The sequence below is a fragment of the Parendozoicomonas sp. 2304DJ65-17 genome (genome assembly GCF_058148445.1).
This window is the reverse complement of record NZ_JBYVJV010000013.1, coordinates 71,319-93,118: the sequence shown is the minus strand read 5'-3', so window position 1 is coordinate 93,118 and position 21,800 is coordinate 71,319. Positions and strand designations below refer to the sequence as shown.

Below are 21,800 nucleotides of genomic sequence, written 5' to 3'. Positions count from 1 at the left end.
AGATAATCATGGCTATAGTCGAACGCTCAGAGCCGGAAAAAGAAATTACCCTTGGCATCAGTGCTTGCCTGGCTGGCCAGAAAGTCCGTTATAACGGAGACCATAAGCGCTCTGGCTTTGTTGCTAACAGCCTCACTCGTTTTTTCCACCTGAAACCTGTTTGCCCTGAAGTTGAGATTGGCCTGGGTGTTCCCCGTGAACCTATACGTCTGGTAGGAGATGCGGAAGGCGACTACAGAGTCGTTGGTACAGACCACCCGGATATTGATGTCACTGATAAGCTGGCTGATTTTGGGCGAGAGACAGCAAAGGTTATGGAGCGGGATATCAGCGGTTATATCCTGATGCAAAAGTCTCCCAGTTGTGGAATGAGTCGCGTAAAAGTCTATCACGAGAATGGGCATCCTTTAGGACGTAGCGAACCGGGAATGTTTGCCCGCACCTTGATGGAAACCTCTCCTCTTCTTCCTGTTGAAGAAGAAGGCCGACTCCACGACCCGGTTCTAAGAGATAACTTCTTTGCCCGGGTTTTTGCCTGGCATCGCTGGCAACAGGACATGCGTGATGAACCAACCTACGCCGGTTTAGTGGCATTTCACTCAGCCTATAAATATTTGATCATGGCTCATAGCCCTCAGAATTACCGTAAGCTGGGGCAAATGGTATCTATTGGTAAAAAAAAGCCGGTAGAAGAGCTGGCGGCAGAATATATATCGCTGTTTATGGAAACTCTGCGCAGCAAAGCGAACAGGAAAACCCACACCAATGTTCTGCTTCATTTGCTGGGCTATATGAAGAAAACCCTGAGTGATGAGTCGAAGCAGACGCTGCTGGATATTATTGAGCAGTACCGCACAGGCATGATTCCGTTAATTGTTCCTGTCACTATGCTTCGCCACTTTCTTAACATCCATGGCAGCCAGTATGTGAAGGATCAAATTTATCTGAAGCCATATCCCGAGGAATTGGGGTTGAGAAATACATTGTAAGCCTCTCGCTGTTTCTCTTGCTTTATGATGGCGCACAGATGTTACTTTTGCGGTAAATAAAGAAGACCCAAAACCGGACTACGGTGGATCATTTTCTTCTGGTTCTTCCAAAAGAACCAGAGGAAAAGGCAGCACCATCAGCCTGGAGAACATCAGTACGAGGGTAGAAAGCGAGAAAGAAGGCGGTGGAAAAGCTCGACTTATATTCCAAGTTCCAGTCGGGATGAGGCCAATGAGGCAAGGCAAATTCTTGATGTAACTGCAGGAAGCACTGGTAACGAAATCAGGAAAGCGTATTTTAAAAAAGCGAGAGTATTTCATCCTGATAAAAATCCTGACCGACTAGTGTGGGCAGAAGAAAAGTTTAAAGAAATAGAAACAGCCTATCAGACTCTTCTAAGAGCTGCCCCGACTGCTGGCCCTTCTGATGGAGGGTAACAAACCTCAATACTCTGGGCGCTGGGGTTGAGAATTACATTGTAAGCCTTGTTACACAATCCCTCATCCACCAGTTATAAAACCGTCTATACATCATGCTGATTTGAATAACGGGATGATGTAATGGAGCAATTAAAAGGTTTTTTGCTGGTTTTTCTCCTTGGGTTTGCTGCTATTTCCTGGGCAGAAGCAGGCCCGACTCCAGAATTAGAAGTTAATCAAAAAAACTCCTCATGGTTTTACAGCTCCGATGAAGGGCTGGTTATGCGAGCTGGAAACAAAGTAGTTCTTTTTGAAGGTATTCACTCCAGTGAGAAAAGCTGGTTCCTATCTCAAGTGGGCACACATGCCGCAGCTGCTGGAGTGATGGCGTTGACAGGATATCGTTATCACAAAGTAAAAGAGGGTTCCGGCCTCAAAGATTTAGGGGTAGTAAGTGGCTTAACGGCGGGAGGTGCACTTGCTGCAGGGCCTCTCGTACGAGGTCTTTGGAAACATTACAAAGAGGCTGGGTTGGTGAGTATTGCTACCAGTTTCTTTGGCATTGGCCTTGGTCACGCGATGATGGGTGATTCTGGAAGTCTAGTAGGAATATTTGGGGGAGCTGCTGGAGGGGCTTATTTAATGGCGGATAACAGTTGGTACCATAAGCCGTTATCTGGCCCTGCTGGTGAGTTGTTGCTCCTGACAGTGAGTTCTCGAGAGGCGGTAGATCGAAATAAAGAAACTGTCGTGAGAATCAGTCGTATAGAGGGTTCTGTTGTTGGGAGTGACAATGCTCCATATGCACGATTAGCATCGGCCATGGATCGTGCCCAGCTCACCCAGATCCGATTTGTTATTTCAGAGAAGAACGGTTTCAAGAGCTATAAAGCTTATCTGGGTAAAGATGAAAACCAACAGGTAATTGATTTAGAAATTGTTTCTGAAGCCAGCGAAGAAGCCCCCCTGCATTTTGATAAATACATTGAAGATGTGTGCAGTGTTCTCACTGCCAGTGTATTCAACAGTTTGGTTGCATTGATAGATTCAAACGAATTCGTTGATGGGGCGATGGTTTCCGATACTTCCCACAATTTGCACATCATCAACCATGTATGTGGCTGGCAGTTGTTGCAAGAACAAGGGAGCGATGTCATTCAGCAACACATAGTTCCCAGATGGGCAAACCACCTCGCCCTGATCGTAGGTTACGCTGCTGCCAGTGCAGCGGTTGTGGGTGCAACCATTAAGCTGTCGGACTTCTTCTTCCCCTGCTCTGAAATGGTGGATAACGTTTTGCAGCATTTAGAAGAAATGAACAAAAGGAATATGGGGAGAAGGCTTCGCCAATAGCCTGTGAATACGAAAGACTACTTTTGAGTGAAGGAGGATACGGATTTTTCTGTATCCTCCTTTTTGTCTTTCAGGTGTCGCAATGAACAGCAGATCTTAGTCTGGTGGAGTCAGCTTCCTTGAAAGCCTGAGTAGTAATGCAGTGGGAAGTATGCGCATAATTTTAAGGGGCCATATAAGGCGTTTTGGAAAATAGATTTCAAATGGTCCATTCCAGAAGTATTTCTCAATACGTCCGGCGGCTTTATCTACGGGCATAAGAAATGGCATGCGGAAGCGGTTCTGGCTGGTCAGTGGTGTTTCAACAAAACCGGGGTTAATGATCCGCATGTCAATGCCCTGATTTTTCAATTCAGCATGAAACCCTTCTGCAAGGTTTATGAGTGCAGCCTTGCTTGCACCATACGCTCCCCCTCCGGGCATCCCGCGATAACCGGATGGACTAGTGGTAACAATGATTTGCCGTGGCTTTGTATTCAGGGAGTTCAAGCAAACATCCAGACCATTAGTCACAGATTCAATGTTGAGAGAAAAGATGCGATTCGCTTCGGCAGCAGTAAATGCCTTTAGAGGCATGGGCTTATAAATTGCTGCGTTATGAAGAACGGTATCAACACTTCCCAGAATCTTTTCAACCTGTTGGGCAGCATGCTGAAACTGTTCAAGACTGGTGGCATCAAGAGGGACAGCAACTATCTCTCCGGCCATATTGGCAGACTCAGCTGCCAGCTCCTGAAGTGGCTGGGCGGAACGGGCGCTGACAGCAACGCGGTGTCCGCCTGAGGCAAGCTTGAGGGCTAGGGCCCGACCTATTCCTGTGCTTGCCCCGATAATCCAGGCAGTCTTTCCATGTTCAGATGCTTTGGCCATATCTGCGTGCTTTTTGTAATTGTTAATGGTTCACAGGCTTTACGGATAACCAGCCAAATGAGATCAGGCATAATAACCATCTATTAAACCATGTCTGGAGTCTTTGGAATTGGCCGAAAGGAAGTTTGTGGGTGCTCATGTAAGCGCTGCTGGTGGTGTGGAGAATGCACCTTTAAATGCGCACAAGCTTGGCGCGAGCGCTTTTGCCCTGTTTACCAAGAATCAGCGCCAGTGGAATGCAAAACCTCTGACTGAAAAAAATATTCAACTGTTTAAAGAGCGCTGTGAAGAGTTTGGTTTTGCTCCGGAACAGATTCTTCCCCATGACAGTTACCTGATAAACCTTGGGCATCCAGAAGCGGAAGCTTTGGAAAAGTCCCGCAATGCTTTTATCGATGAGATGGAGCGCTGCATGCAATTGGGGCTCGACCGCCTGAATTTCCATCCTGGCAGCCATTTACGAACCATCAGTGAGGAAGAATGTGCCGAGAAAGTGGCGGAGTCTATAAATCTTGCACTGGATCGAACTGAAGGTGTTATTGCCGTTATTGAGAATACGGCCGGTCAGGGCAGTAATATGGGTTGGAATTTTGAACAGCTCGCCGCAATGATTGATGGGATTGAAGATAAGAGTCGTGTGGGTGTTTGCATCGATACCTGCCATACCTTCGCAGCGGGTTATGATCTTCGAACCCATGAAGCCTGTGAGCAAACCTTTGCTGAATTTGAGCGTCTGGTTGGTTTTAAGTATCTGAAAGGCATGCACCTTAATGATTCTAAGGGCGGGCTTGGTTCCCGAAAGGATCGGCACCACAGTCTGGGCGAAGGTGAAATAGGCTGGGAGTGCTTCCGCTATATCATGCAAGACCCTCGGTTTAACAATGTTCCCATGGTTCTGGAAACTATCGATGAGACAATTTGGCCCGATGAAATCCAGGCTCTGTACCGATTAGCCAGCGAATGACGGGTTTCTGACAGGCTATTCTTTCAGGGTATGGTGTTGTTCATGGAGGAATAGCCGTGATCTCATTGGGTTGGAAATCGTCACTTCTGGCTTTTGTTCTTGTTTTTACAGACTTTTTTGGTAGCGCTAATGCAGCTACCAGCGAGTACTACACAACCTTTATGGGCAACGCTGCCGTCGGTGGTTTCGATACGGTGGCTTATTTCACTATGGGAAAAGCTGTAAAAGGGAAGCGGAAGTATTCCTGGGAATGGGCTGGCGTGAATTGGCGCTTTGTCAACGAAGAGCACCGGCAAATGTTTAAAGCCAATCCTGAAAAGTACGCCCCCAAGTATGGTGGCCATTGTGCCTGGGCCGTGTCAGAAAAAAGTATGCTTTACCGGGGGAGCCCCCAGCATTGGAAGATAATTGATGGTGAGCTTTATCTGAATCACAACCCATCTATTAATAAACGTTGGATGAAAGATTACGAAGGGCATATCGATAAAGCCAATAAGGCTTGGCCTGCATTAAAAGAAAAATATATGCATTGATTTCAATTGATCTATAAAAAACGCCATAGAGGAAGCTCTATGGCGTTTTTTATATGGTGTTTAAGTTGTAATTAAGAAAAATTAATAAAAATAACTTTGACTGTGGCTAAGGATAAATCTGTATTTTTTTGGATTTGATAGTTGGTATCCTGATTTACCTGATTATTAATTAAGGCATCGTCTTGTGTGTATATCTGGTCAGTAGCAGGTTAATTGTTTACACATTTGACAGGGAATAATGCCTTTAAGGTACGTGCTTTGAACGATAATGCATTTTTTATAAAAACAGTCTCTTTATCTCTGTTGTGTACAATTATCTTGGGCGTTTTTATATCATTCTCAGCGATATCAAACAGTCATGAAGCACTCGATTTTCAAGAGTTTTTCTTAGATGTTGGCGAAATGTTGTTCGCTGCTTTTTTCTCCCTCATAGCCTTTTATTATCGGAGTTTTTTTCTTGTCTCTGCCTTGTGGTTCAATGCACTTTTGACCGCGGCTGATCTCTTTGAAGTTGAGTATCCCTTTATTGAGCTGGTGGTACCTGTTGGTGATGTTTTTGCCTTTCCTCTGGTTGTCGTTGCAGCTTTGCGATTGTGCGCTCAGAAGGATGCAAAGATTACACAGGTTGAAGAGTTAAAGAACAAGCTTGAAAAACATTTATTGATAGACCCTCTGACAGGGTGCCGTAATAGAGTTTTTATAAACAAAACAATAGATAAATATAATTCCGATTTTTCATCAGTTATCTATATGGATTTGGATGACTTCAAGAGTGTTAACGACAAGCACGGGCATGGTGCCGGCGATAGAACCCTGAAGCTGTTTGCTGAAAAAATTGTGAACCAATTGGAGGGTGATGGAGAGCTTGTCAGAGTTGGTGGGGATGAATTTGTCATTCTATTTAAAGAAAAAAACGAGTTTGACGTTTATTCTTTTATCCGGCCCCTTGAGAGTGAAGTAGAAGACGAGCTGGGAATTAAGTTCAGCTATGGTATCTGTGAAGCGTCAAATGATCTGTCTGAGTCGTTAAATCGTGCAGATGAAAGGATGTATATGCACAAAGACAAAGCAGAGGATCATGGGCAGAATGCCACGAATGTACCTGTCATCGTATTTTAAATACTTACCTATGTAGTTTTTAGGAGACTTAAAGATACTGCCTTAGCAGCAGTATCTTTAAGTAAATAACATTCACTGGTTAATACAGCACTCGACAGCGAATCGTTCCTTCAATTTCTCTGAGCTTGGCAATCGCTTCTGCGCTGTGGTGAGCTTCCAGGTCCGTTACCACATAACCAACTTTTTCATTGGTCTGCAGATATTGGCCGGTAATGTTGATGCCCTGGTCAGAGTAAATCTGGTTAATGCGGCTAAGAATTCCAGGAATATTCTGGTGCACATGAAGAATACGGTGGTTTCCTTCATGGGTAGGCAGAGATGCTTCCGGGAAGTTTACAGAAGACAGGGATGTTCCGTTGTCACTGTATCGCACCAGTTTATCCGCAACTTCTTTACCAATGTTGGCCTGAGCTTCCAGAGTACTGCCACCAACGTGTGGAGTCAGAATTACGTTATCAAACTCCCGCAGAGGTGATACAAACTCATCGTCGTTTGAACGTGGCTCAACCGGGAATACATCAATCGCTGCGCCCAGCAGGTGCTTATCTCTTAAAGATGCTGCCAGAGCATCAATATCCACAACGGTACCACGGGAAGCATTAATCAGAATGCTGCCCTTCTTCATAGTTGCCAGTTCTTTCTCACCAATCATCCATTGGGTTGCGGCCGTTTCAGGAACGTGCAGAGACACAATGTCAGACTTGGCAAGCAGCTCTTCCAGGGAGTCAGCCTGAGATGCGTTACCCAGTGGCAACTTAGTTACTGTGTCATGGAAAAGAACCTTCATACCCAACGACTCTGCCAGAACACTCAGCTGGGAGCCAATGTTGCCATAGCCAATAACGCCTAGTGTTTTTCCACGCACCTCAAATGAGTTGGCAGCACTCTTAAGCCAGCCACCGCGGTGAGCCAGTGCATTTTTCTCTGGAATACCGCGAGCCAACATAATGGCTTCTGCCAGCACCAGTTCTGCAACTGAGCGGGTGTTTGAATAAGGTGCGTTGAATACAGCGACTCCGCGCTCGGTAGCGGCAGCCAGATCAACCTGATTGGTTCCGATGCAGAAACAGCCAACAGCAATCAACCGTTCAGCGGCATCAAAGACTTCTTTAGTCAGCTGGGTACGGGATCGAATCCCAACGAAATGTGCCTGGGCGATTTTTTCTTTGAGCTCTGCATCCGGCAGGGATGTTTTCAGATACTCGATATTGTTGTACCCGGCGGCCTGCAGTGAATCCACGGCAGACTGATGAACGCCCTCAAGAAGCAAAAAACGGATTTTGCCCTTTTCGAGTGAAGTTGTGGCCATGCTCACTTTTCCTGACTGCGTTTGATTGTATTTATAGCCCCGGCCCCTCAACCGGGATGGCAAGTCTACCATAGGGATTCCCGGAAATTATCGCCGATCAAAGAAAAAACTTCGGTAAATGCGTACAATGGCGCCGAAGTCACTCAGCAAACCGGTAACAGGCAGCACAGAAGAATGAATAAAGAGCAGTTAGTGAGCCTTCTCGAAGCCACCCTGTCAGAAGCTTCCGAACAGACTCCCCGTGTACTGACCGATGATGATTCTCTTCTTCAATACGGGCGGGACTGGACCCGTTTCCATGATCCAAAACCACTAGCTATTGTGCTGCCTGCTTCTATTGAAGAGGTTCAGGCCGTTGTGCGATTTGCCCGTGAACATAATATTGGACTGGTGCCGTCTGGTGGCCGTACGGGGTTAAGTGCTGCTGCGGTAGCTATTAACGGTGAAATTGTTGTGGCGTTCGATCGGATGAATACGATTCGTGATTTCAATGCCATAGACAGAACCGTTGTGTGTGGCCCTGGAGTGATTACCGAGCAATTGCAGCATTTTGCTGAAGAGCAGGGATTGTTCTATCCGGTGGACTTCGCTTCCAGTGGTTCCAGTCAGCTGGGTGGCAATATTTCTACCAATGCTGGCGGTATTAAAGTTATTCGTTACGGCATGACCCGTGATTGGGTTGCTGGTTTGAAAGTTGTGACCGGAACAGGCGAACTGCTGGAGCTGAATAGTGGACTGGTAAAAAACAATACCGGTTACGACTTACGGCAGCTGTTTATTGGCGGTGAAGGGACATTGGGCTTCGTTGTTGAGGCCACTATGCGTTTGGCTCGCCCTCCTCAGGATCTGACAGTGTTAATGCTGGGTGCTGAGGATATGAATGCGGTTATGTCCATCCTGGAAAACTTCCAGCAGAAGATTGACCTGACAGCGTTTGAATTCTTCTCTGAGCAGGCATTGAGCAAGGTTATTGAACACAGCGGTATTCCCCGCCCATTTGAAACCCCAACACCTTTTTATGCCTTGTTAGAGTTTGAATGCACCAGTGAATCGGTGTCAGACACCGCCATGGAACTGTTTGAATATTGCATGGAGCAGGGATGGGTGCTGGATGGTGTTATGAGCCAGAGTCTCTCTCAGCTGGAGAATCTGTGGCGCTGCCGTGAGGATATCAGTGAAACCATTTCTCGCTGGACGCCTTATAAAAACGATATTTCCGTTGTAGTTTCCAGGGTTCCGGAGTTCCTTGCTGAAATTGATAGCGTCGTTACCCGTGAATACCCGGATTTTGAGATCATCTGGTTCGGTCATATTGGCGATGGCAATTTGCACCTGAATATACTGAAGCCGGATTCTTTGGATCGAACCGAGTTCCTGCAACAGTGCAACCGTGTGAGTAAATGGGTCTTTGAAATTGTTCAGCGTTATGGCGGCTCAATTTCTGCTGAGCATGGCGTAGGGCTTTTGAAAAAGGATTATCTGACTTACACCCGTAGTGAAGCTGAAATCGAGCTTATGAGAGGAATCAAAAAGGTCTTTGACCCGAGCGGGATTATGAACCCGGGCAAGGTATTTGATCAGTTATAGAGGGTACTCGAAGAGCCTGAGTTACTCAGGCTCTGGTGACTCTTCAGCCCCATCATTTTCTTCAGTATTGTTTTCTTCTGGTGCCTCTTCGACGTCAGGAGCTAGTTCTCTCTCAATAACCGGAAAGATATCTTTATCCAGAAGGATTTCCAGATCCTTCATAAAGAGTTCTTTAACCTGATTTATGTTTACAGGTTCTTCATCGTCAAGGTGGCCTGCACTGACTATTTGTACCAGCTCCCGGAGAATAGTAACTAGCTCCCCGGAAACCTGACTTTTAAGCTTTGGGAGAATTAAGCCAAGTTGGATCTTGAAGGCAATATCGTCAGACATGTCTGAACATCTCATCGGCGAATAAATGCAGAGCCGAAAGCATAGCAGTTGTTCGTTTGTACACCTGAAGATGTCAGATGCCGATATTTCCCAAAGTATTCATTATCTGTCGTACAGCTTGAGCAATAGCTGGATGATCTTCGGCAAAACGCAAAGCTTCTTTCTCAAGCTCTTCGTTGTAGGATTCCTGGGGAATGGTGCCATCAGCCTGCGCTAGTGCCAGCTGCAGCTCTGTAGTGATTTGTTTTAAAGAGGCCGCAGTGCATTCATCAACCGGCTGCCCTTCGAGCATATCGTGTAAATCCTGGATTCTGACCTGAAGTTCTTCACTCATGGTTTTTCTCCATTAGCGGCAACTTTCCGTTGCCTTGCACTCCCATCATAGACCAGCAGGTTCCTGAGAGGAAAGAGCAGTGACTTCCTGCATTATCTGGTGGAGTTTTGAAATTTGGAACCTTTCTTGGGAGTAGTACTCCCTGAGAGTATCCCAGTCGCAGAACATGTTCTTTTGGCAGCCTGGTACATGAAAGTGTGCGGGAGTCTCGTTCACCAGCATGAGCATTTGAATGTCTGATCCTTTACGCCAGATTTGCCAGACAATATTAGACGACATTGGTGTCAGGATGGAGGCTGAAAATGACTTCTGACGTTGAGAGTTATCTCCGCTGGAATCCACAATCCCAAGGACTGTCATAAAAGGAATAAGCGTTGAATCATGGCCGAAGCGCAAGTCTATGTGTGGAGCTGAATCGGGATCTTTGATTGCTGACTGGGAAGCATGCAGGAAATCCTGCAGTACAGGTAACCCGAGGCCGTAAATGGCATTTCTTGTTTCAACAGTAGGGCCAAGACTGTAAAAACTGTAGGTCTGGGTAATGTCTTCAAGAAAGGAAAAAAGCTGAGCATTATCGTTCGACTTTGCAAACTCTTCAAAAGGTGAACACAGCTGCCAGCGCATCCCCTGTGGTGAATCGAGCCTGCATAAACTATAAAGTGATTGAACCAAAGCTATAGAATCTTTGTTACTTAAACCTTTCACTAAGTCTGCTGAAAGTTGAAATAATTGAGGTGGCGGCTTATGCCACAACTTTTCAATTATCTTAATGCCAATAGCTTTTACTTTGTGGCCATAAGGTTTGTAGTCGTAGTAGAAAGGCGGGTTGGTAATATCTGTGTCCTGGTAGGAGTGACGGTTACTGATCTGAACCGGCTGTTCGCTCAGGGTGGCAAATGTTTTTGTTAAACCGAATAAAAAAGCCGCTTCACTTTCTAGGGTTCGTTTCATACCGGAGTTTATGGAATGAACCCGTATCTGCTGGCCAGCAAACTGCTTCTGCTCAATTATTCGTTCTGCCATTCGAGCAGCTATGCCAGTTTGTTCCTGAAAACCTATAGGTGTCAGGGTGGCGAGCTTATCCGGTGGGGTTTTCCACCAGTTTGTAAATGCATCAACCTGCTTTAGATACTGGCGACCAGATGGAGTTGGTTTCCCCTGAGCAAAAATACTATGGATAGTGGAGTACAGCTCCTGGACTTGATCTGGATAGAGTCCATAACGGGAGCCATGACGTGAAATATGTATCTGGCTGAGAAGATAGTATCCCTCAAGTGATGGGAGTTTATCGTTCTTTGGATCTGGGTAGGGACTGTAATGCCCGAGAAATGTTTTCCAGTTATTAACTTTACCTTCTGATAGTTGGGGGAACAGAAGGAATAGTGCCAGTAGGGTATAGATGTGCCTTGACTTCACTCTGTGACTTCCAGAAGGTGTGACCGTAGAAAAAGATCCGCACAGAATAGAAGATTGTTTGAATCTCAGATGTTGGCAGGGGGAAAAATGTACAAGCACACATGGCTAAATGGGGAAAATGTTGGACTTCCTGTGGGTAAGGTAGTGTGCGTAGGGCGCAATTACGCTGATCACGCCAAAGAATTAAATAACCCCATTCCTGTTGAACCTCTCCTGTTTATGAAACCTGCTTCTTCCATTGCTCCTCTGGAGCAGGACATTACTCTTAAAACTGGCTTTGGCAGCGTTCACTATGAAACGGAAATTGCGATTCTGATTGGTAAAAAGCTGACTTCTGTATCTGAAGACGATGCTGTATCTGGAATTGCAGGAGTTGGTGTTGCCCTTGATCTGACTTTGCGTGAGCTTCAAAGCAAGCTAAAGGAAAAGGGACATCCTTGGGAAAAAGCTAAGGCGTTCGATGGTTCCTGCCCTATTTCGCCATTCGCTTCAGTAGAAACAATCAAAGATTGGAATGATATTCCTGTGCAGCTGCATATCAATGGAGAGCTTCGCCAGGATGGTAGCAGTGCTCAGATGTTGACCAGAGTTGCCCCACTGATTAGCTATATCAGTACCTACTTTACTTTGGAGTCTGGTGATGTGGTGATCACTGGTACTCCGGCTGGAGTAGGAACGCTGGAGTCTGGTATGCAGCTTCAGGCTTCAATTCCGGGATTGCTGGAGTGTTCCACGCGCATTAACTAATGTGCGTGGAGAATGAGCAGTAAGCCTTTAGTGCTTTAAGAAATGCGTCGGGTTCTACGGTTTTCGTCGATAGCCACGAATACAAAAGTGCCTTCAGTCACCTTTTGTGGCTCTTGCTCTTTAGCCGTGCGAACCCACACACACACCTCTATATGAATCGAGCTGCTGCCAACATTGGTGACGGTGGTATAGCAGCTAACCATGTCTCCCACTTCAATGGGACGAAGGAATGTCAGCTGATGTATTGCTACTGTGGTTACCCTACCTTTAGCCACAGTACGGGCTGTAATCTCGGCAGCCATATCCATCTGAGAAACTACCCAGCCACCAAAAATATCATTGTCTGGGTTGGTATCCCGAGGCATAGCCGGGATTTGTAGTGTCAGCTCGCCGGTTGGGCCAGGATTAATATCTTCCTCATCGGAAAGGAGGTCGAGCTCTAACTCTTTTGATTCTGTTGCAAGCATAGGCAGGCTCATTCTTGTAATTATTCATACCTTTACGGGAACCCCGCAGGGTTACCCATACAATTTGTCTGGCAACCATGTTGCCAGCTCCGGCCAGCCAGCCAGTAGTCCCAGTAGGATCAGCTGAATGACAATGAACGGAGCCACGCCACGATAAATATCTGTTGTTTTTATTGTCTCCGGGGCGACGCCTCGCAGATAAAACAGCGCAAACCCGAAGGGTGGTGTCAAAAATGATGTCTGCAAGTTTATGGCAATCATAATGCCAAGCCATACAGGGTCAAGCCCCATTGCCAGTAATACAGGGCCAACAATGGGAACTACTACAAAAGTAATCTCAATAAAGTCGAGAATAAAACCAAGTGCGAAGATCACCAGCATAACAACCAGAGTGGCGCCAAACACACCACCGGGCAGGCTTTCAAAGAGAGAATGAATGAGTTCTTCGCCGCCATATCCTCGGAATACCAGTGAGAAAATAGAGGCTCCAATCAGAATCATAAACACCATACAGGTAATGCGTGTGGTGCTGGTGACAACATCAGAAAGTTGGGCAAACGAAATCTGACGTTTAATAAGAGCTAGAAGACTGGCGCCCAATGCACCTACACCAGCAGCTTCGGTGGGAGTCGCAATACCTGTGAGAATTGAACCCAGTACTGCAGCAATCAGACCCATCGGTGGAGCAAGGCTTTTCAGCAGGCCAGACAGTGAAACCTCCAGATCACTCTCATCCACTGGCGGGCACTTTTCAGGCCTCAAGAAACTGATAACAAGTAGATACGTAATGTACATCGCTACCAGAATCAGCCCGGGAATCAGGGCACCAACAAACAGGTCACCAACGGATACTGTGTCGGGAGAAAAGATACCCTGCTTCAGTTGAGCCTGCTGATAAGCACTGGAGAGAACATCTCCCAGCAGAACCAGTGCAATTGATGGAGGAATGATTTGCCCGAGTGTACCGGTTGCACAAATTGTTCCGGTCGCTAAAGCAGGGTCGTACCCTCTGCGCAACATTGTTGGCAGAGAAAGCAGTCCCATGGTCACAACTGTGGCACCAACAATACCGGTACTGGCGGCCAGCAGCATTCCCACCAGAGTTACAGAAACCCCCAGCCCACCACGGAGGCGTCCAAACAGGCGGGCCATATTATCCAGAAGGTCTTCTGCAACTCTGGACTTTTCCAGCATCACGCCCATAAGTACGAACAACGGAACAGCCATTAAAGTCTGGTTTGTCATTACCCCAAACAAACGGCTGGGTAGAGCATTGAAGAAAGTCGCTTCAAAGGTACCGGTTAAGACTCCGAATCCGGCAAAAGCGAGAGCTGTACCTGCCAGAGAAAAAGCAACCGGATAACCTGCCATCAAAACAAGGCAGATGGCGGCAAACATAAACAGAGGCATGTATTCCATCATGCTGCCTCCTTCAGATGTTTTTCAGGGTGTTCAGGTGTTTTGTGATTGGTAAAAGCCAGCAAACCGCGCAGGAACTCGGCGACACCTTGAATAAGAAGCGTGCCAGCCAGAAACAGAATCAAACTCTTCAGAAGAAACACTGCCGGTAGGCCGCCCGGATCGTGAGAGGTTTCTTTTAAAGCCCAGGATCTTTCAACATATTCCCAACTCATAAACCCGATAAACAGGCAAACTGGTATCAGAAACAGGATTGAGCCACTGGCATCAATCAAGCCTTTGGTACGAGGGCTGAATTTTCTGTAAAAAATATCGACACGTACATGGCCATCGTGCCGCAATGTGTAGGCACAGGCTCCGAGGAAGATGGTTGCATGGATATAAACAGCCAGTTCCTGAAGAGCGATGGAACCGAGATTCAGCACATAACGAATAAAGACCACGGCGCAGATTGTGATCATAAGTGCGATGTTTAACCAGGAAAGAAGGCGGCCGGTCGTTTCTGTAAAATTATCAATAGATCTTATGATTTGTCGGGCACCGTGTGAAAACGCTGACACGTAAACGCTCCGCATGTTCGTTATTATTATGGGGCGCAGTATACTGCTAGTTACCAGAGTGTTTAAGGTGAATTGGAAGAATAAGTGCCCTCAACTCTCGCAATTTTTCCGCTGTAGTATTTCTGTAACAAACCATTCATATATTTGTCATCAAAGGTGCTGATACTGATTCCCGTATCAAGATGTACATAAAAACAGACAAACACACTGGGAGCTAACAATGATTATGAAGTCACTCTCTCTGAAGAGTATGGCGACTGCTCTGACTCTGGCAGCTGCCAGCGTCTCTTTCAACGCCCAAGCCAGTAAGGTGGATGCAGACATCCCAACTTACACTAAGGCCAGCGGTGTTTCCGGTAACCTGTCCAGCGTTGGTTCAGATACTCTGGCTAACCTGATGACTCTGTGGGCTGAAGACTTCAAGCGCACTTACCCTAACGTAAACATCCAGATTCAGGCTGCTGGTTCTTCTACTGCACCACCTGCCCTGACTGAAGGTACTTCTAACCTCGGCCCAATGAGCCGTAAGATGAAGGACAAGGAACTGGCTGCATTCGAGAAGAAGTTTGGCTACAAGCCTACTGCCGTTCCTGTTGCTATCGATGCTCTGGCAGTATTCGTAAACAAGGATAACCCCATCAAGGGTCTGACCATGGCTCAGGTTGACGCGATCTTCTCTTCAACTCTGAAGTGTGGCAACGACAAAGCTATCAATTCCTGGGGCGATGCTGGTCTGAGTGGGCCATGGGCTGGTCGTGACGTTCAGCTGTACGGTCGTAACTCTGTATCCGGTACTTACGGTTACTTTAAGAAGAAAGCTCTGTGTAAGGGCGACTACAAGAACAACGTAAACGAGCAGCCTGGTTCTGCTTCTGTTGTTCAGTCTGTATCCGCTTCCCTGAACGGTATCGGTTACTCTGGCATCGGTTACAAGACTTCCAGCGTTCGTACTGTACCTCTGACCAAGAAAGCTGGTACTCCTTTCGTAGAAGCTAATCCAGACAACGCTGTAAACGGCTCTTACCCACTGTCTCGTTTCCTGTACGTGTACGTGAACAAGCAGCCTAACAAGCCTCTGGCTCCAATCGAGCGTGAGTTCCTTAAGCTGGTTCTCTCTCAGCAAGGTCAGGAAGTTGTTGTGAAGGATGGTTACATCCCACTGCCTTCCAAGGTTGTTGAAAAGCAAATGGCTGCTCTGGGTCTGTAATTAGGTTCAAACAGTTGAAGGCAAAAGGCCGGTGTCTCTGACATCGGCCTTTTGTTTTTATTGGGTGGGGCGCCCTATACGTACACCTTCACCTTCATCGTAGGGCTGTCCGATGTCTTCACATATAACAGCAACAGCGGGGTTATTCCCCTGTTCTGTAGTGCTCATTCTTAAGATCTCTTCCTCAGAATAGAACTCCCGATGCTTTGCTATGTATGCGGATGGGTTCATTTTCTTGGCCCGCTTTCTCAAGCTATTCAGCAAGTACCACTCATCGTTCTCCCCTCTGACAAAGCAGACATGATGGCCAGTTATAGACAGCACTAGACGTTTAACAGGCATATCATCGAAGCATGTAGGGTTGGGTCTGTTATAGGGAAGTGGTGCGTGTTGCTCATCTCGGTCAATGGCAGTCAAAGCGTATTGGAACATAACCAGAGGGCGGTTTTTTCCAGTTTGTGCTTCAAGTCCTTGCATAACGTTATACATCTTAAGCGCTTCCATATTTTCATACTGCTCGTGATACGGAAGAATGCTTTCTTGATGAAACGCATTGATCGCGTGACGACTGCACTGAACACTTTCTTGTGGCTGGATATAAAACCTTGGCGTTCGGTGGGTTCTTGATCTGTGGTGACGGCGCTTGGATTTATGCTTATGATTTTCACTAGAGTGGACTCTTTCGTCTGAATCCTCCGAAGGTTCGTGCTTTGTTTCCTTCATACTGAGAATCAGAATTTGGAAGTTCTCTTCAAGGCAGTTATCCAGCTGTTCTAACAGTTCGGGGGAATACTTCTCCTCAAGTGTTTGAATAATGTTCTTTTGCCAATTTATTAAACAGTTTTCCAGAATGGCAATTCGCTCTGCATCGTCGGGGTACTGTGACTGCAGTGCATCCTGCAAGTCAGATATCTGCAGCATAAGATCATCAAGCAAAGGTTCAACATCTTCTGGTCCTGAGAGGTCTGTAACTAGAACCGTGTCTGTTAAAGAGCTACTCAGCGTGTCTATAAGCCCTAACCTTTCATTGAGGTTGCCGACTACAAACTGGCTGGCAGACTTCCATGGTCTGTGGGGAGTATGAGAATGCTGGTCACCCTGTTGTATATGGCAATTACCCGGGCAGGTAGCCGCCTCCCAGAAATTGTAGCGAGCTTCCTGCTTTGTCGGATTGGATAGTTGCGGGTTACTGCTGCTTCTGTATCCCGCTACAGATTCGGTTTCCATGGGAAGCCCTCAGATTGAAATCGTCCATCTTGTCTAAGGGCTGGTGTGATATCTATGACAACACTGTTTGCTGTTCTAACACTATTGGGAGTTCACTCAGAAGTGATAGATGCCGCCAATGAAGGTGGTTACAGTGTGGCGTTCACCCACCATTGGGCTGTCGTAAATTTCATCGCTTAACCGGCGGTATGCCACATAACCGATAATTCCGATTTTTTTAGTGATTCGATAACTTGCGCTTAAGCGGACGTAAGGATTGTATTCACTGCCAGCGTTGTACTCTTTAATACCTGTTTTGGCGTGTTCTTTGGCACTGACACCAAAATAATAATTTGTGTAATTGTTGCTCATCCAGTTCACGCCAATCTCAGGTGTGAGTGTCCACCCTTGTTTTAATGATCCGAACATATGTCCGTAACTGAGATTGGCATAGGAACCGTTGTGGGTGTTGCTGACATCGGTTAGCACTGCGAGCTGGATATGGTTTCCGAATGGTGTTTTCCACCCACCATGCAACCCAACGTTGTAACTGTAGCGGCGATCATCAAGGCCTCTCAGCTCATGTGAATCTTTATCATCAAAAGTATGAAGCCCACGTTCACCAAGCAGTGCAAGGTAGAAGTTTTCCTGGTTAAACAACTCATAACCAATCCGGAAGCCCCGAACGAACAGTTTGCCACCTTCATATTGAACAATTGGAGCAGGTGTCAGCTCGTCATCAACATCTTTGTAAGCCCAGTCGATGTTGATCAGCCCAAGCCCCAGAGCCCAACGCCCTTTATCTTCTTCATAGGCTGGTGACGAAATCACCTCAACGCCATTTGTAAGATCTGCGGCAAAAGATGACCCGGAAACTACAGATGCTAACAACAGGAACCGACTGCAAACCGATTTCAAAGCGAGAGCCCTTGTAGGGAAAGTGAAGACGGGAGTCTAGCAGAAGGAGCTTTTGGGACCGGGAGCTGCTGAGCTGATTACCCCAGCTTCTGCGTCATATCAGTCAATAACAATAAACGCTGAAGTTTGTATAATCGAATAGACCTTGACCTATAAATACAAAAAACAGGGTGTTGTTCATGAAGAGTCTTACCCTCGCTGCTGCGGCTATCACCTTGGCCGTTAGCTCCTCAAGTGCTTTAGCTTTCAAGAAAGAAACCCATAAGCGCATTGTTATTGATGCCGTTAACTATATGGCGGCAAACCCGGACACAACCAATTACAACAGGCTGAAAGCTGCTGCGAATGCGGCAGGCTATTCGATAGATCAGTTCGCTGATGCTGTTGGCCAGGGTGCCTTCGATGTGGATAACTTTGAAGATACCTACATCTGTGGCGCTATTACTGGCGACTGTGTGCAGGCCCCAGTCTGGGGAATTGGTTCCTTTGTTGCTACCTACACGGCCTGGTGGCATTTCCAGAACTTTTCACGCGGGCAGGATGTTCACGGTAACGACCGTGGTGGCTATAACTACAGCCTGATGCCAAACCCCGGGTTTGAAGATCATATGCTGGCAGGCTGGCTGAATAACGATCACCTGGATGATGGTAAAGGCGGAATGCGTGGCTGGTTCGGACGGGAAGATTCCGAATACAACAGCTATGGCATTACTGAGGCTAACTATCGTCTGGAAAGTTATTCTAACAAAGATATGTACGAGGATTTTGATGAGGCCGCCTTCCAACCTCTCGATAACCTTGGCCAGTACTGGTACAACCAGTTTTGGCAACGTCCTTCAGCGCAAACCCTTGGCTTTGCTCTGCACACAACGGATCTCCTACAGCCACACCATACCTGGGTGACTTCTGCCCATAACCATGCTGGCTGGGAAAGCTGGGTAATGGATTACTACGATAAAGAGAACCTCTGGGATTTCGAGTTGGTAAAAGATGCACTGCTGGATATTACTCCTCCGGTGCCGGGTAATCCTGAGATTCGACCCATGCTCACTCAAGGCGGTGAGTACTCCTACCAGAATGGTGGAATTGTTCTTAGCAGCAAGGATCACGGAGATCGTGTGAATGTGGCGAAACAAGTTGTTCCCCATGCTATAGCAATGACCGTGCACCTTCTTAATCACGCTGCTGAGCGTTTCTAAACTCTGCTTCTTTAAAGTTATAGAAGGACAGGTAATATGGCCCTGTCCTTCTCCTTTAGAGCATTGTGATTGGGAATGATGTATGAAGTACCCGAAAATAATAAGAACAACAATTGCCGTATGTTTGACTGCCCTGCCCCTGCAGACGTTTGGCAGTGTAACGTACGACCTTCAGACACCAGAGCTTGTTGCTGTTGTAGAAGGTAGCCCGATATCCTCACGTAGTTTCTCAATTCTCTACGATCGTATTAAAAAGAAAGACTTCACCCTGACTCGGGAGAAGATGCTTGATCAGCTGATTGATAATCGTCTGATTACGCTGTCGAGAAATAGTCAGCCAGCAGAAACGAATGAAACGGTAGGCTTTCTCGCTGAGGAAACTATCAAGAACAGTATGGCCGGCCTTGCCAGACAGTTGTTTGGTAAGGATATGGAAACATGGCTGGAACAACAGCCGGACGGATTTGAAAGTCTGATAACAGCTCACTACAAGGATGCTGCAAATCAGACAAAAACAATTCTGAGTAATCAGTCTCTTCTGGGGTATAGCGCTTCAAAGGAACAGCTGGAGCAGATGAAAGCTGTTGCGGTTGTGGATTACCAGTTTGCTGATATCGCAGGCAAGATTAGCCTCTTCGATATTTATCAATCACTCAATATTCAGGGAAAAATTGCTCTTACCAAAAACACAGCGGCTTATTTGAGCAGGCAAACCAGATTGGAGCTGGCAGAACGATTTAGCCTGTGGTGGTTGCATCAAAAGTCTGGCATGACAACTCAGGATATTCAGACCCTGGAGAATGCTGCACGTGATCGGCTGGCAAAAGTAGAACTGCAGAAAGAGCTTGGCCTTTACAACGTAATGCACAGCGATAACAAAGGTCTGCAGCGCTGGGTTGATTCAGTAACAACTGATGAGATCAAAGATTATTACGGGAAAAATAAAACTGAGTTTGAACACCTTACCGCAGTAAAAGGCAGGCATATTCGCCTGACAAGCCAGGAGCAAGCAGATGACGTGTATGCACAGCTAAAAGATGGATTGGATTTTTCTGCTGCTGTGAAAAAGTATTCACAGGCAAAAGATAAAGGCGAAGACATAGCGGGTGATATGGGCTGGTTGAAACGCAGCAATAAGTCGCCGGACTGGCTGGAAAGCATGGCCTTTATGCAAACCCCAGGCAAAGTCTCCCGCCCAGTTCGCAGCCCTGGGGAAGAACCATTCTGGGAAATCATGTTGATTGATGAGCAGAAAACAGGCTTCCACAACCCTGAGAGTGAAACGGTTCGTTATATAGCCAGCCGTGCAATTGCTTTGGAAAAAGCACAACAACACTATCGTCAGTTGATAGCTGAATTAAGACAGAAAAATTCTGTTCAGATAAATCCAGCAATTAAGGGCAGCAGCTTATGAGTCGGGTAATCCTCTTGTCAGGAGGTGCTGCTTTAATCGTGACTTTGGCTGTAGCTTTGAACGTATCAACGGAGCCAGAGCTTCCAGAAACTTTTGCATCAGTGCATAACGAGCAAAGTCATAATATTGAGGTTGTTGATACCGAGCTTCCTTCAGACACACCTACATCAGCTAAGGTTGAACCTAAGAAGGCTGTAAATCAGAAGCCTGAAGATGTTCCTTCCCCTGCCTTAACACAGGAGCCTGTCTACAGCTTTGATCAACAGGCTGTATCTTCTCTGCAGTTCACTCGCCTGAACGGCGACAGTCGCTCACCAAGTATTTACGAAGATGAATGGGAGCGAGAGTTGCCCACTGCTGAAGAGTTGGCTGACCCGAAACTTTATCAGTCCTACGAACAGCAGAATGAAGAGCAGGTGCAAAGAGCATTTGTTGCGGCTGCGGCTCAACGTATTCCTGAAATTGAAAAAGCGATTGAAGAAGCCAAGGAGCTTGGGTTAGACGAAGAGCAACTGCAAGAGGGGATAGAGAAGCTTGAGAAGTTGAAAGCAGCACAGCAACTATTACTCGGAAAGTTAGACCCTGAGCAAAAGGATGGATAAAGCGGGGAGCTATTGCTCAGGAGAACCTTTTGAATCTATGCTGGCTGCAGCGACTGCTTCGAAACATACAGTGTTATCCCGTTCTGAGATACCCAGAGTGCACATAGCCTTCACCCATTGCTGATCGCATATTTTCTGTGCTCGTCGTGAGCCTTGCAATAAAGGCATAAAGTGCAACTCATGCTGTATAAGCAAGCGATCAGGCCTTTTAGGATCCAGGTTCAGTTTAACTTCTTTAATCAGAGCGTTTGGGATAAGTGTCTTTCGGTTTGTAGGAAGAAGCACCTGTAAAATATTCTGTTCACACCAGCGGCATATATGGTCATTTACCTTGATAGGGTATTGATGCACTAAATTATCTACAGCCGCATTTACAACGCTGTCTGGCAAATCAGGGAACTGTTTCTTTATTGCATCTTTAAATGCGCCGCTCCAGCCTCGAATGTAACCGAAAAAACCTTGAGGAGGTGCTACTCGCTCTCCATTTATTGTGAGCACTTCTGTGAGAGTGGGAATAAGAGCCTTTTCGGTTTCTGATGGCGATGAATCTTCGAGACGAACTATATCGTGAGCAGATTGGAACATTGCCCGACTGACACCGTTAGAGAATGAACCATCGACAATCCGTGCAGACATTGTTTGGAAGACTTCTTCAGGGTTTAGCTCTTTGGTGGTACTCATATCTCCCATCTCTTTTTCAACTGGAGGTCTCGAAGAGGAGAAGAATGATGTGCCGTTCGATCGGGAAAATATGTTCATAGCCCTGCAATCTATAACTGTGAATATTGAATGGGATTGACAGCAAAAAGATTGAGACTGCAGGAGAAAGTTGGT

Annotated in this window: 23 protein-coding genes; 12 read left to right on the top strand and 11 right to left on the bottom strand. The window is 46.5% G+C overall.

Annotated elements, in window-relative coordinates; genetic code table 11:
- Window positions 1-8: 8 nt before the first annotated feature.
- From ACY2RR_RS22740 to ACY2RR_RS22730, 3 genes are all read left to right on the top strand, one after another.
- The gene (locus ACY2RR_RS22740; protein ID WP_490110488.1) at window positions 9-989 is read left to right on the top strand and encodes a YbgA family protein; all 981 of its coding nucleotides are present in this window, start codon (window positions 9-11) and stop codon (window positions 987-989) included.
- Window positions 990-1,076: 87 nt separating this feature from the next.
- The gene (locus ACY2RR_RS22735; protein WP_490110527.1) at window positions 1,077-1,427 is read left to right on the top strand and encodes a J domain-containing protein; all 351 of its coding nucleotides are present in this window, start codon (window positions 1,077-1,079) and stop codon (window positions 1,425-1,427) included.
- 123 nt (window positions 1,428-1,550) lie between these two features.
- Window positions 1,551-2,762 carry a hypothetical protein gene (locus ACY2RR_RS22730; protein ID WP_490110487.1) on the top strand — a complete coding sequence of 404 codons (1,212 nt, stop codon included), beginning with the start codon at window positions 1,551-1,553 and terminating at the stop codon, window positions 2,760-2,762.
- A gap of 96 nt (window positions 2,763-2,858) precedes the next feature.
- On the opposite strand, the gene ACY2RR_RS22725 is transcribed toward ACY2RR_RS22730, so the two are convergent.
- Window positions 2,859-3,632, bottom strand: a complete 774-nt coding sequence (locus tag ACY2RR_RS22725) for an SDR family NAD(P)-dependent oxidoreductase (protein WP_490110486.1) — start codon at window positions 3,630-3,632, stop codon at window positions 2,859-2,861.
- Window positions 3,633-3,759: 127 nt separating this feature from the next.
- Between ACY2RR_RS22725 and nfo the strand changes: the two genes are divergently transcribed.
- The 3 genes from nfo to ACY2RR_RS22710 all read left to right on the top strand — a co-directional run bounded on the left by nfo (window position 3,760) and on the right by ACY2RR_RS22710 (window position 6,248).
- Entirely contained in the window at window positions 3,760-4,596 is an 837-nt protein-coding gene (gene nfo / locus ACY2RR_RS22720) for a deoxyribonuclease IV (protein ID WP_490110485.1), read from the top strand.
- Window positions 4,597-4,652: 56 nt separating this feature from the next.
- On the top strand, window positions 4,653-5,129 hold the full coding sequence (locus tag ACY2RR_RS22715; RefSeq protein WP_490110484.1) for a YHS domain-containing (seleno)protein: 477 nt from the start codon (window positions 4,653-4,655) through the stop codon (window positions 5,127-5,129).
- 258 nt (window positions 5,130-5,387) lie between these two features.
- On the top strand, window positions 5,388-6,248 hold the full coding sequence (locus ACY2RR_RS22710) for a GGDEF domain-containing protein (RefSeq protein ID WP_490110483.1): 861 nt from the start codon (window positions 5,388-5,390) through the stop codon (window positions 6,246-6,248).
- Between the two features lie 79 nt (window positions 6,249-6,327).
- Here ACY2RR_RS22710 and serA read toward each other — a convergent pair whose 3' ends face one another.
- Window positions 6,328-7,557, bottom strand: coding sequence for a phosphoglycerate dehydrogenase (serA, locus tag ACY2RR_RS22705; RefSeq protein WP_490110482.1), 1,230 nt, complete (start codon window positions 7,555-7,557; stop codon window positions 6,328-6,330).
- 174 nt (window positions 7,558-7,731) lie between these two features.
- Between serA and ACY2RR_RS22700 the strand changes: the two genes are divergently transcribed.
- Complete coding sequence (locus tag ACY2RR_RS22700) at window positions 7,732-9,144, top strand: FAD-binding oxidoreductase (RefSeq protein WP_490110481.1); 1,413 nt, start codon at window positions 7,732-7,734, stop codon at window positions 9,142-9,144.
- A 21-nt stretch (window positions 9,145-9,165) separates the two neighbouring features.
- On the opposite strand, the gene ACY2RR_RS22695 is transcribed toward ACY2RR_RS22700, so the two are convergent.
- The 3 genes from ACY2RR_RS22695 to ACY2RR_RS22685 all read right to left on the bottom strand — a co-directional run bounded on the left by ACY2RR_RS22695 (window position 9,166) and on the right by ACY2RR_RS22685 (window position 11,227).
- Window positions 9,166-9,477, bottom strand: a complete 312-nt coding sequence (locus tag ACY2RR_RS22695; RefSeq protein ID WP_490110480.1) for a hypothetical protein — start codon at window positions 9,475-9,477, stop codon at window positions 9,166-9,168.
- A 73-nt stretch (window positions 9,478-9,550) separates the two neighbouring features.
- On the bottom strand, window positions 9,551-9,811 hold the full coding sequence (locus ACY2RR_RS22690) for a DUF4404 family protein (protein WP_490110479.1): 261 nt from the start codon (window positions 9,809-9,811) through the stop codon (window positions 9,551-9,553).
- A gap of 45 nt (window positions 9,812-9,856) precedes the next feature.
- Complete coding sequence (locus ACY2RR_RS22685) at window positions 9,857-11,227, bottom strand: histidine-type phosphatase (RefSeq protein WP_490110478.1); 1,371 nt, start codon at window positions 11,225-11,227, stop codon at window positions 9,857-9,859.
- An 87-nt stretch (window positions 11,228-11,314) separates the two neighbouring features.
- Between ACY2RR_RS22685 and ACY2RR_RS22680 the strand changes: the two genes are divergently transcribed.
- A complete protein-coding gene (locus tag ACY2RR_RS22680) occupies window positions 11,315-11,974 on the top strand; it encodes a fumarylacetoacetate hydrolase family protein (protein ID WP_490110477.1) in 660 nt (219 codons plus the stop codon).
- Window positions 11,975-12,009: 35 nt separating this feature from the next.
- Here the strand turns inward: ACY2RR_RS22680 and ACY2RR_RS22675 are convergent, their stop codons facing one another.
- The 3 genes from ACY2RR_RS22675 to ACY2RR_RS22665 are packed head-to-tail and all read right to left on the bottom strand — an operon-like array spanning window position 12,010 to window position 14,321.
- Window positions 12,010-12,441 carry an acyl-CoA thioesterase gene (locus tag ACY2RR_RS22675; RefSeq protein WP_490110476.1) on the bottom strand — a complete coding sequence of 144 codons (432 nt, stop codon included), beginning with the start codon at window positions 12,439-12,441 and terminating at the stop codon, window positions 12,010-12,012.
- 51 nt (window positions 12,442-12,492) lie between these two features.
- The gene (locus ACY2RR_RS22670) at window positions 12,493-13,863 is read right to left on the bottom strand and encodes a TRAP transporter large permease (RefSeq protein ID WP_490110475.1); all 1,371 of its coding nucleotides are present in this window, start codon (window positions 13,861-13,863) and stop codon (window positions 12,493-12,495) included.
- Window positions 13,860-14,321 (bottom strand): TRAP transporter small permease subunit, encoded by a 462-nt coding sequence (locus ACY2RR_RS22665; protein WP_490110474.1) that lies wholly within the window; start codon window positions 14,319-14,321, stop codon window positions 13,860-13,862. The genes ACY2RR_RS22670 and ACY2RR_RS22665 overlap by 4 nt, the downstream gene beginning before the upstream one ends.
- Before the next feature lie 325 nt (window positions 14,322-14,646).
- Between ACY2RR_RS22665 and ACY2RR_RS22660 the strand changes: the two genes are divergently transcribed.
- Window positions 14,647-15,627, top strand: coding sequence for a PstS family phosphate ABC transporter substrate-binding protein (locus tag ACY2RR_RS22660; RefSeq protein ID WP_490110526.1), 981 nt, complete (start codon window positions 14,647-14,649; stop codon window positions 15,625-15,627).
- A gap of 57 nt (window positions 15,628-15,684) precedes the next feature.
- Here the strand turns inward: ACY2RR_RS22660 and ACY2RR_RS22655 are convergent, their stop codons facing one another.
- Both ACY2RR_RS22655 and ACY2RR_RS22650 read right to left on the bottom strand, forming a co-directional pair.
- Window positions 15,685-16,854, bottom strand: coding sequence for a hypothetical protein (locus ACY2RR_RS22655; RefSeq protein ID WP_490110473.1), 1,170 nt, complete (start codon window positions 16,852-16,854; stop codon window positions 15,685-15,687).
- Between the two features lie 96 nt (window positions 16,855-16,950).
- The gene (locus ACY2RR_RS22650; RefSeq protein WP_490110472.1) at window positions 16,951-17,751 is read right to left on the bottom strand and encodes a MipA/OmpV family protein; all 801 of its coding nucleotides are present in this window, start codon (window positions 17,749-17,751) and stop codon (window positions 16,951-16,953) included.
- Between the two features lie 179 nt (window positions 17,752-17,930).
- Between ACY2RR_RS22650 and ACY2RR_RS22645 the strand changes: the two genes are divergently transcribed.
- The 3 genes from ACY2RR_RS22645 (at window position 17,931) to ACY2RR_RS22635 (ending at window position 20,966) form a co-directional block, all read left to right on the top strand.
- Complete coding sequence (locus tag ACY2RR_RS22645; protein ID WP_490110471.1) at window positions 17,931-18,950, top strand: phospholipase; 1,020 nt, start codon at window positions 17,931-17,933, stop codon at window positions 18,948-18,950.
- A gap of 82 nt (window positions 18,951-19,032) precedes the next feature.
- Window positions 19,033-20,364, top strand: coding sequence for a peptidylprolyl isomerase (locus ACY2RR_RS22640; protein ID WP_490110470.1), 1,332 nt, complete (start codon window positions 19,033-19,035; stop codon window positions 20,362-20,364).
- Entirely contained in the window at window positions 20,361-20,966 is a 606-nt protein-coding gene (locus tag ACY2RR_RS22635) for a hypothetical protein (RefSeq protein WP_490110469.1), read from the top strand. Before ACY2RR_RS22640 ends, ACY2RR_RS22635 begins: the two co-directional genes overlap by 4 nt.
- Before the next feature lie 9 nt (window positions 20,967-20,975).
- On the opposite strand, the gene ACY2RR_RS22630 is transcribed toward ACY2RR_RS22635, so the two are convergent.
- Complete coding sequence (locus ACY2RR_RS22630) at window positions 20,976-21,647, bottom strand: hypothetical protein (protein WP_490110468.1); 672 nt, start codon at window positions 21,645-21,647, stop codon at window positions 20,976-20,978.
- Window positions 21,648-21,800: the final 153 nt, after the last annotated feature.

Coding starts and splice junctions, on each gene's coding strand:
- ACY2RR_RS22740 (WP_490110488.1), top strand. CDS start 9: ATGGCTATAGTCGAACGCTCAGAGCCGGAAAAAGAAATTACCCTTGGC.
- ACY2RR_RS22730 (WP_490110487.1), top strand. CDS start 1,551: ATGGAGCAATTAAAAGGTTTTTTGCTGGTTTTTCTCCTTGGGTTTGCT.
- ACY2RR_RS22725 (WP_490110486.1), bottom strand. CDS start 3,632: ATGGCCAAAGCATCTGAACATGGAAAGACTGCCTGGATTATCGGGGCA.
- serA (WP_490110482.1), bottom strand. CDS start 7,557: ATGGCCACAACTTCACTCGAAAAGGGCAAAATCCGTTTTTTGCTTCTT.
- ACY2RR_RS22700 (WP_490110481.1), top strand. CDS start 7,732: ATGAATAAAGAGCAGTTAGTGAGCCTTCTCGAAGCCACCCTGTCAGAA.
- ACY2RR_RS22695 (WP_490110480.1), bottom strand. CDS start 9,477: ATGTCTGACGATATTGCCTTCAAGATCCAACTTGGCTTAATTCTCCCA.
- ACY2RR_RS22690 (WP_490110479.1), bottom strand. CDS start 9,811: ATGAGTGAAGAACTTCAGGTCAGAATCCAGGATTTACACGATATGCTC.
- ACY2RR_RS22680 (WP_490110477.1), top strand. CDS start 11,315: ATGTACAAGCACACATGGCTAAATGGGGAAAATGTTGGACTTCCTGTG.
- ACY2RR_RS22675 (WP_490110476.1), bottom strand. CDS start 12,441: ATGCTTGCAACAGAATCAAAAGAGTTAGAGCTCGACCTCCTTTCCGAT.
- ACY2RR_RS22670 (WP_490110475.1), bottom strand. CDS start 13,863: ATGATGGAATACATGCCTCTGTTTATGTTTGCCGCCATCTGCCTTGTT.
- ACY2RR_RS22665 (WP_490110474.1), bottom strand. CDS start 14,321: ATGATCACAATCTGCGCCGTGGTCTTTATTCGTTATGTGCTGAATCTC.
- ACY2RR_RS22660 (WP_490110526.1), top strand. CDS start 14,647: ATGAAGTCACTCTCTCTGAAGAGTATGGCGACTGCTCTGACTCTGGCA.
- ACY2RR_RS22655 (WP_490110473.1), bottom strand. CDS start 16,854: ATGGAAACCGAATCTGTAGCGGGATACAGAAGCAGCAGTAACCCGCAA.
- ACY2RR_RS22645 (WP_490110471.1), top strand. CDS start 17,931: ATGAAGAGTCTTACCCTCGCTGCTGCGGCTATCACCTTGGCCGTTAGC.
- ACY2RR_RS22640 (WP_490110470.1), top strand. CDS start 19,033: ATGAAGTACCCGAAAATAATAAGAACAACAATTGCCGTATGTTTGACT.
- ACY2RR_RS22635 (WP_490110469.1), top strand. CDS start 20,361: ATGAGTCGGGTAATCCTCTTGTCAGGAGGTGCTGCTTTAATCGTGACT.
- ACY2RR_RS22630 (WP_490110468.1), bottom strand. CDS start 21,647: ATGAGTACCACCAAAGAGCTAAACCCTGAAGAAGTCTTCCAAACAATG.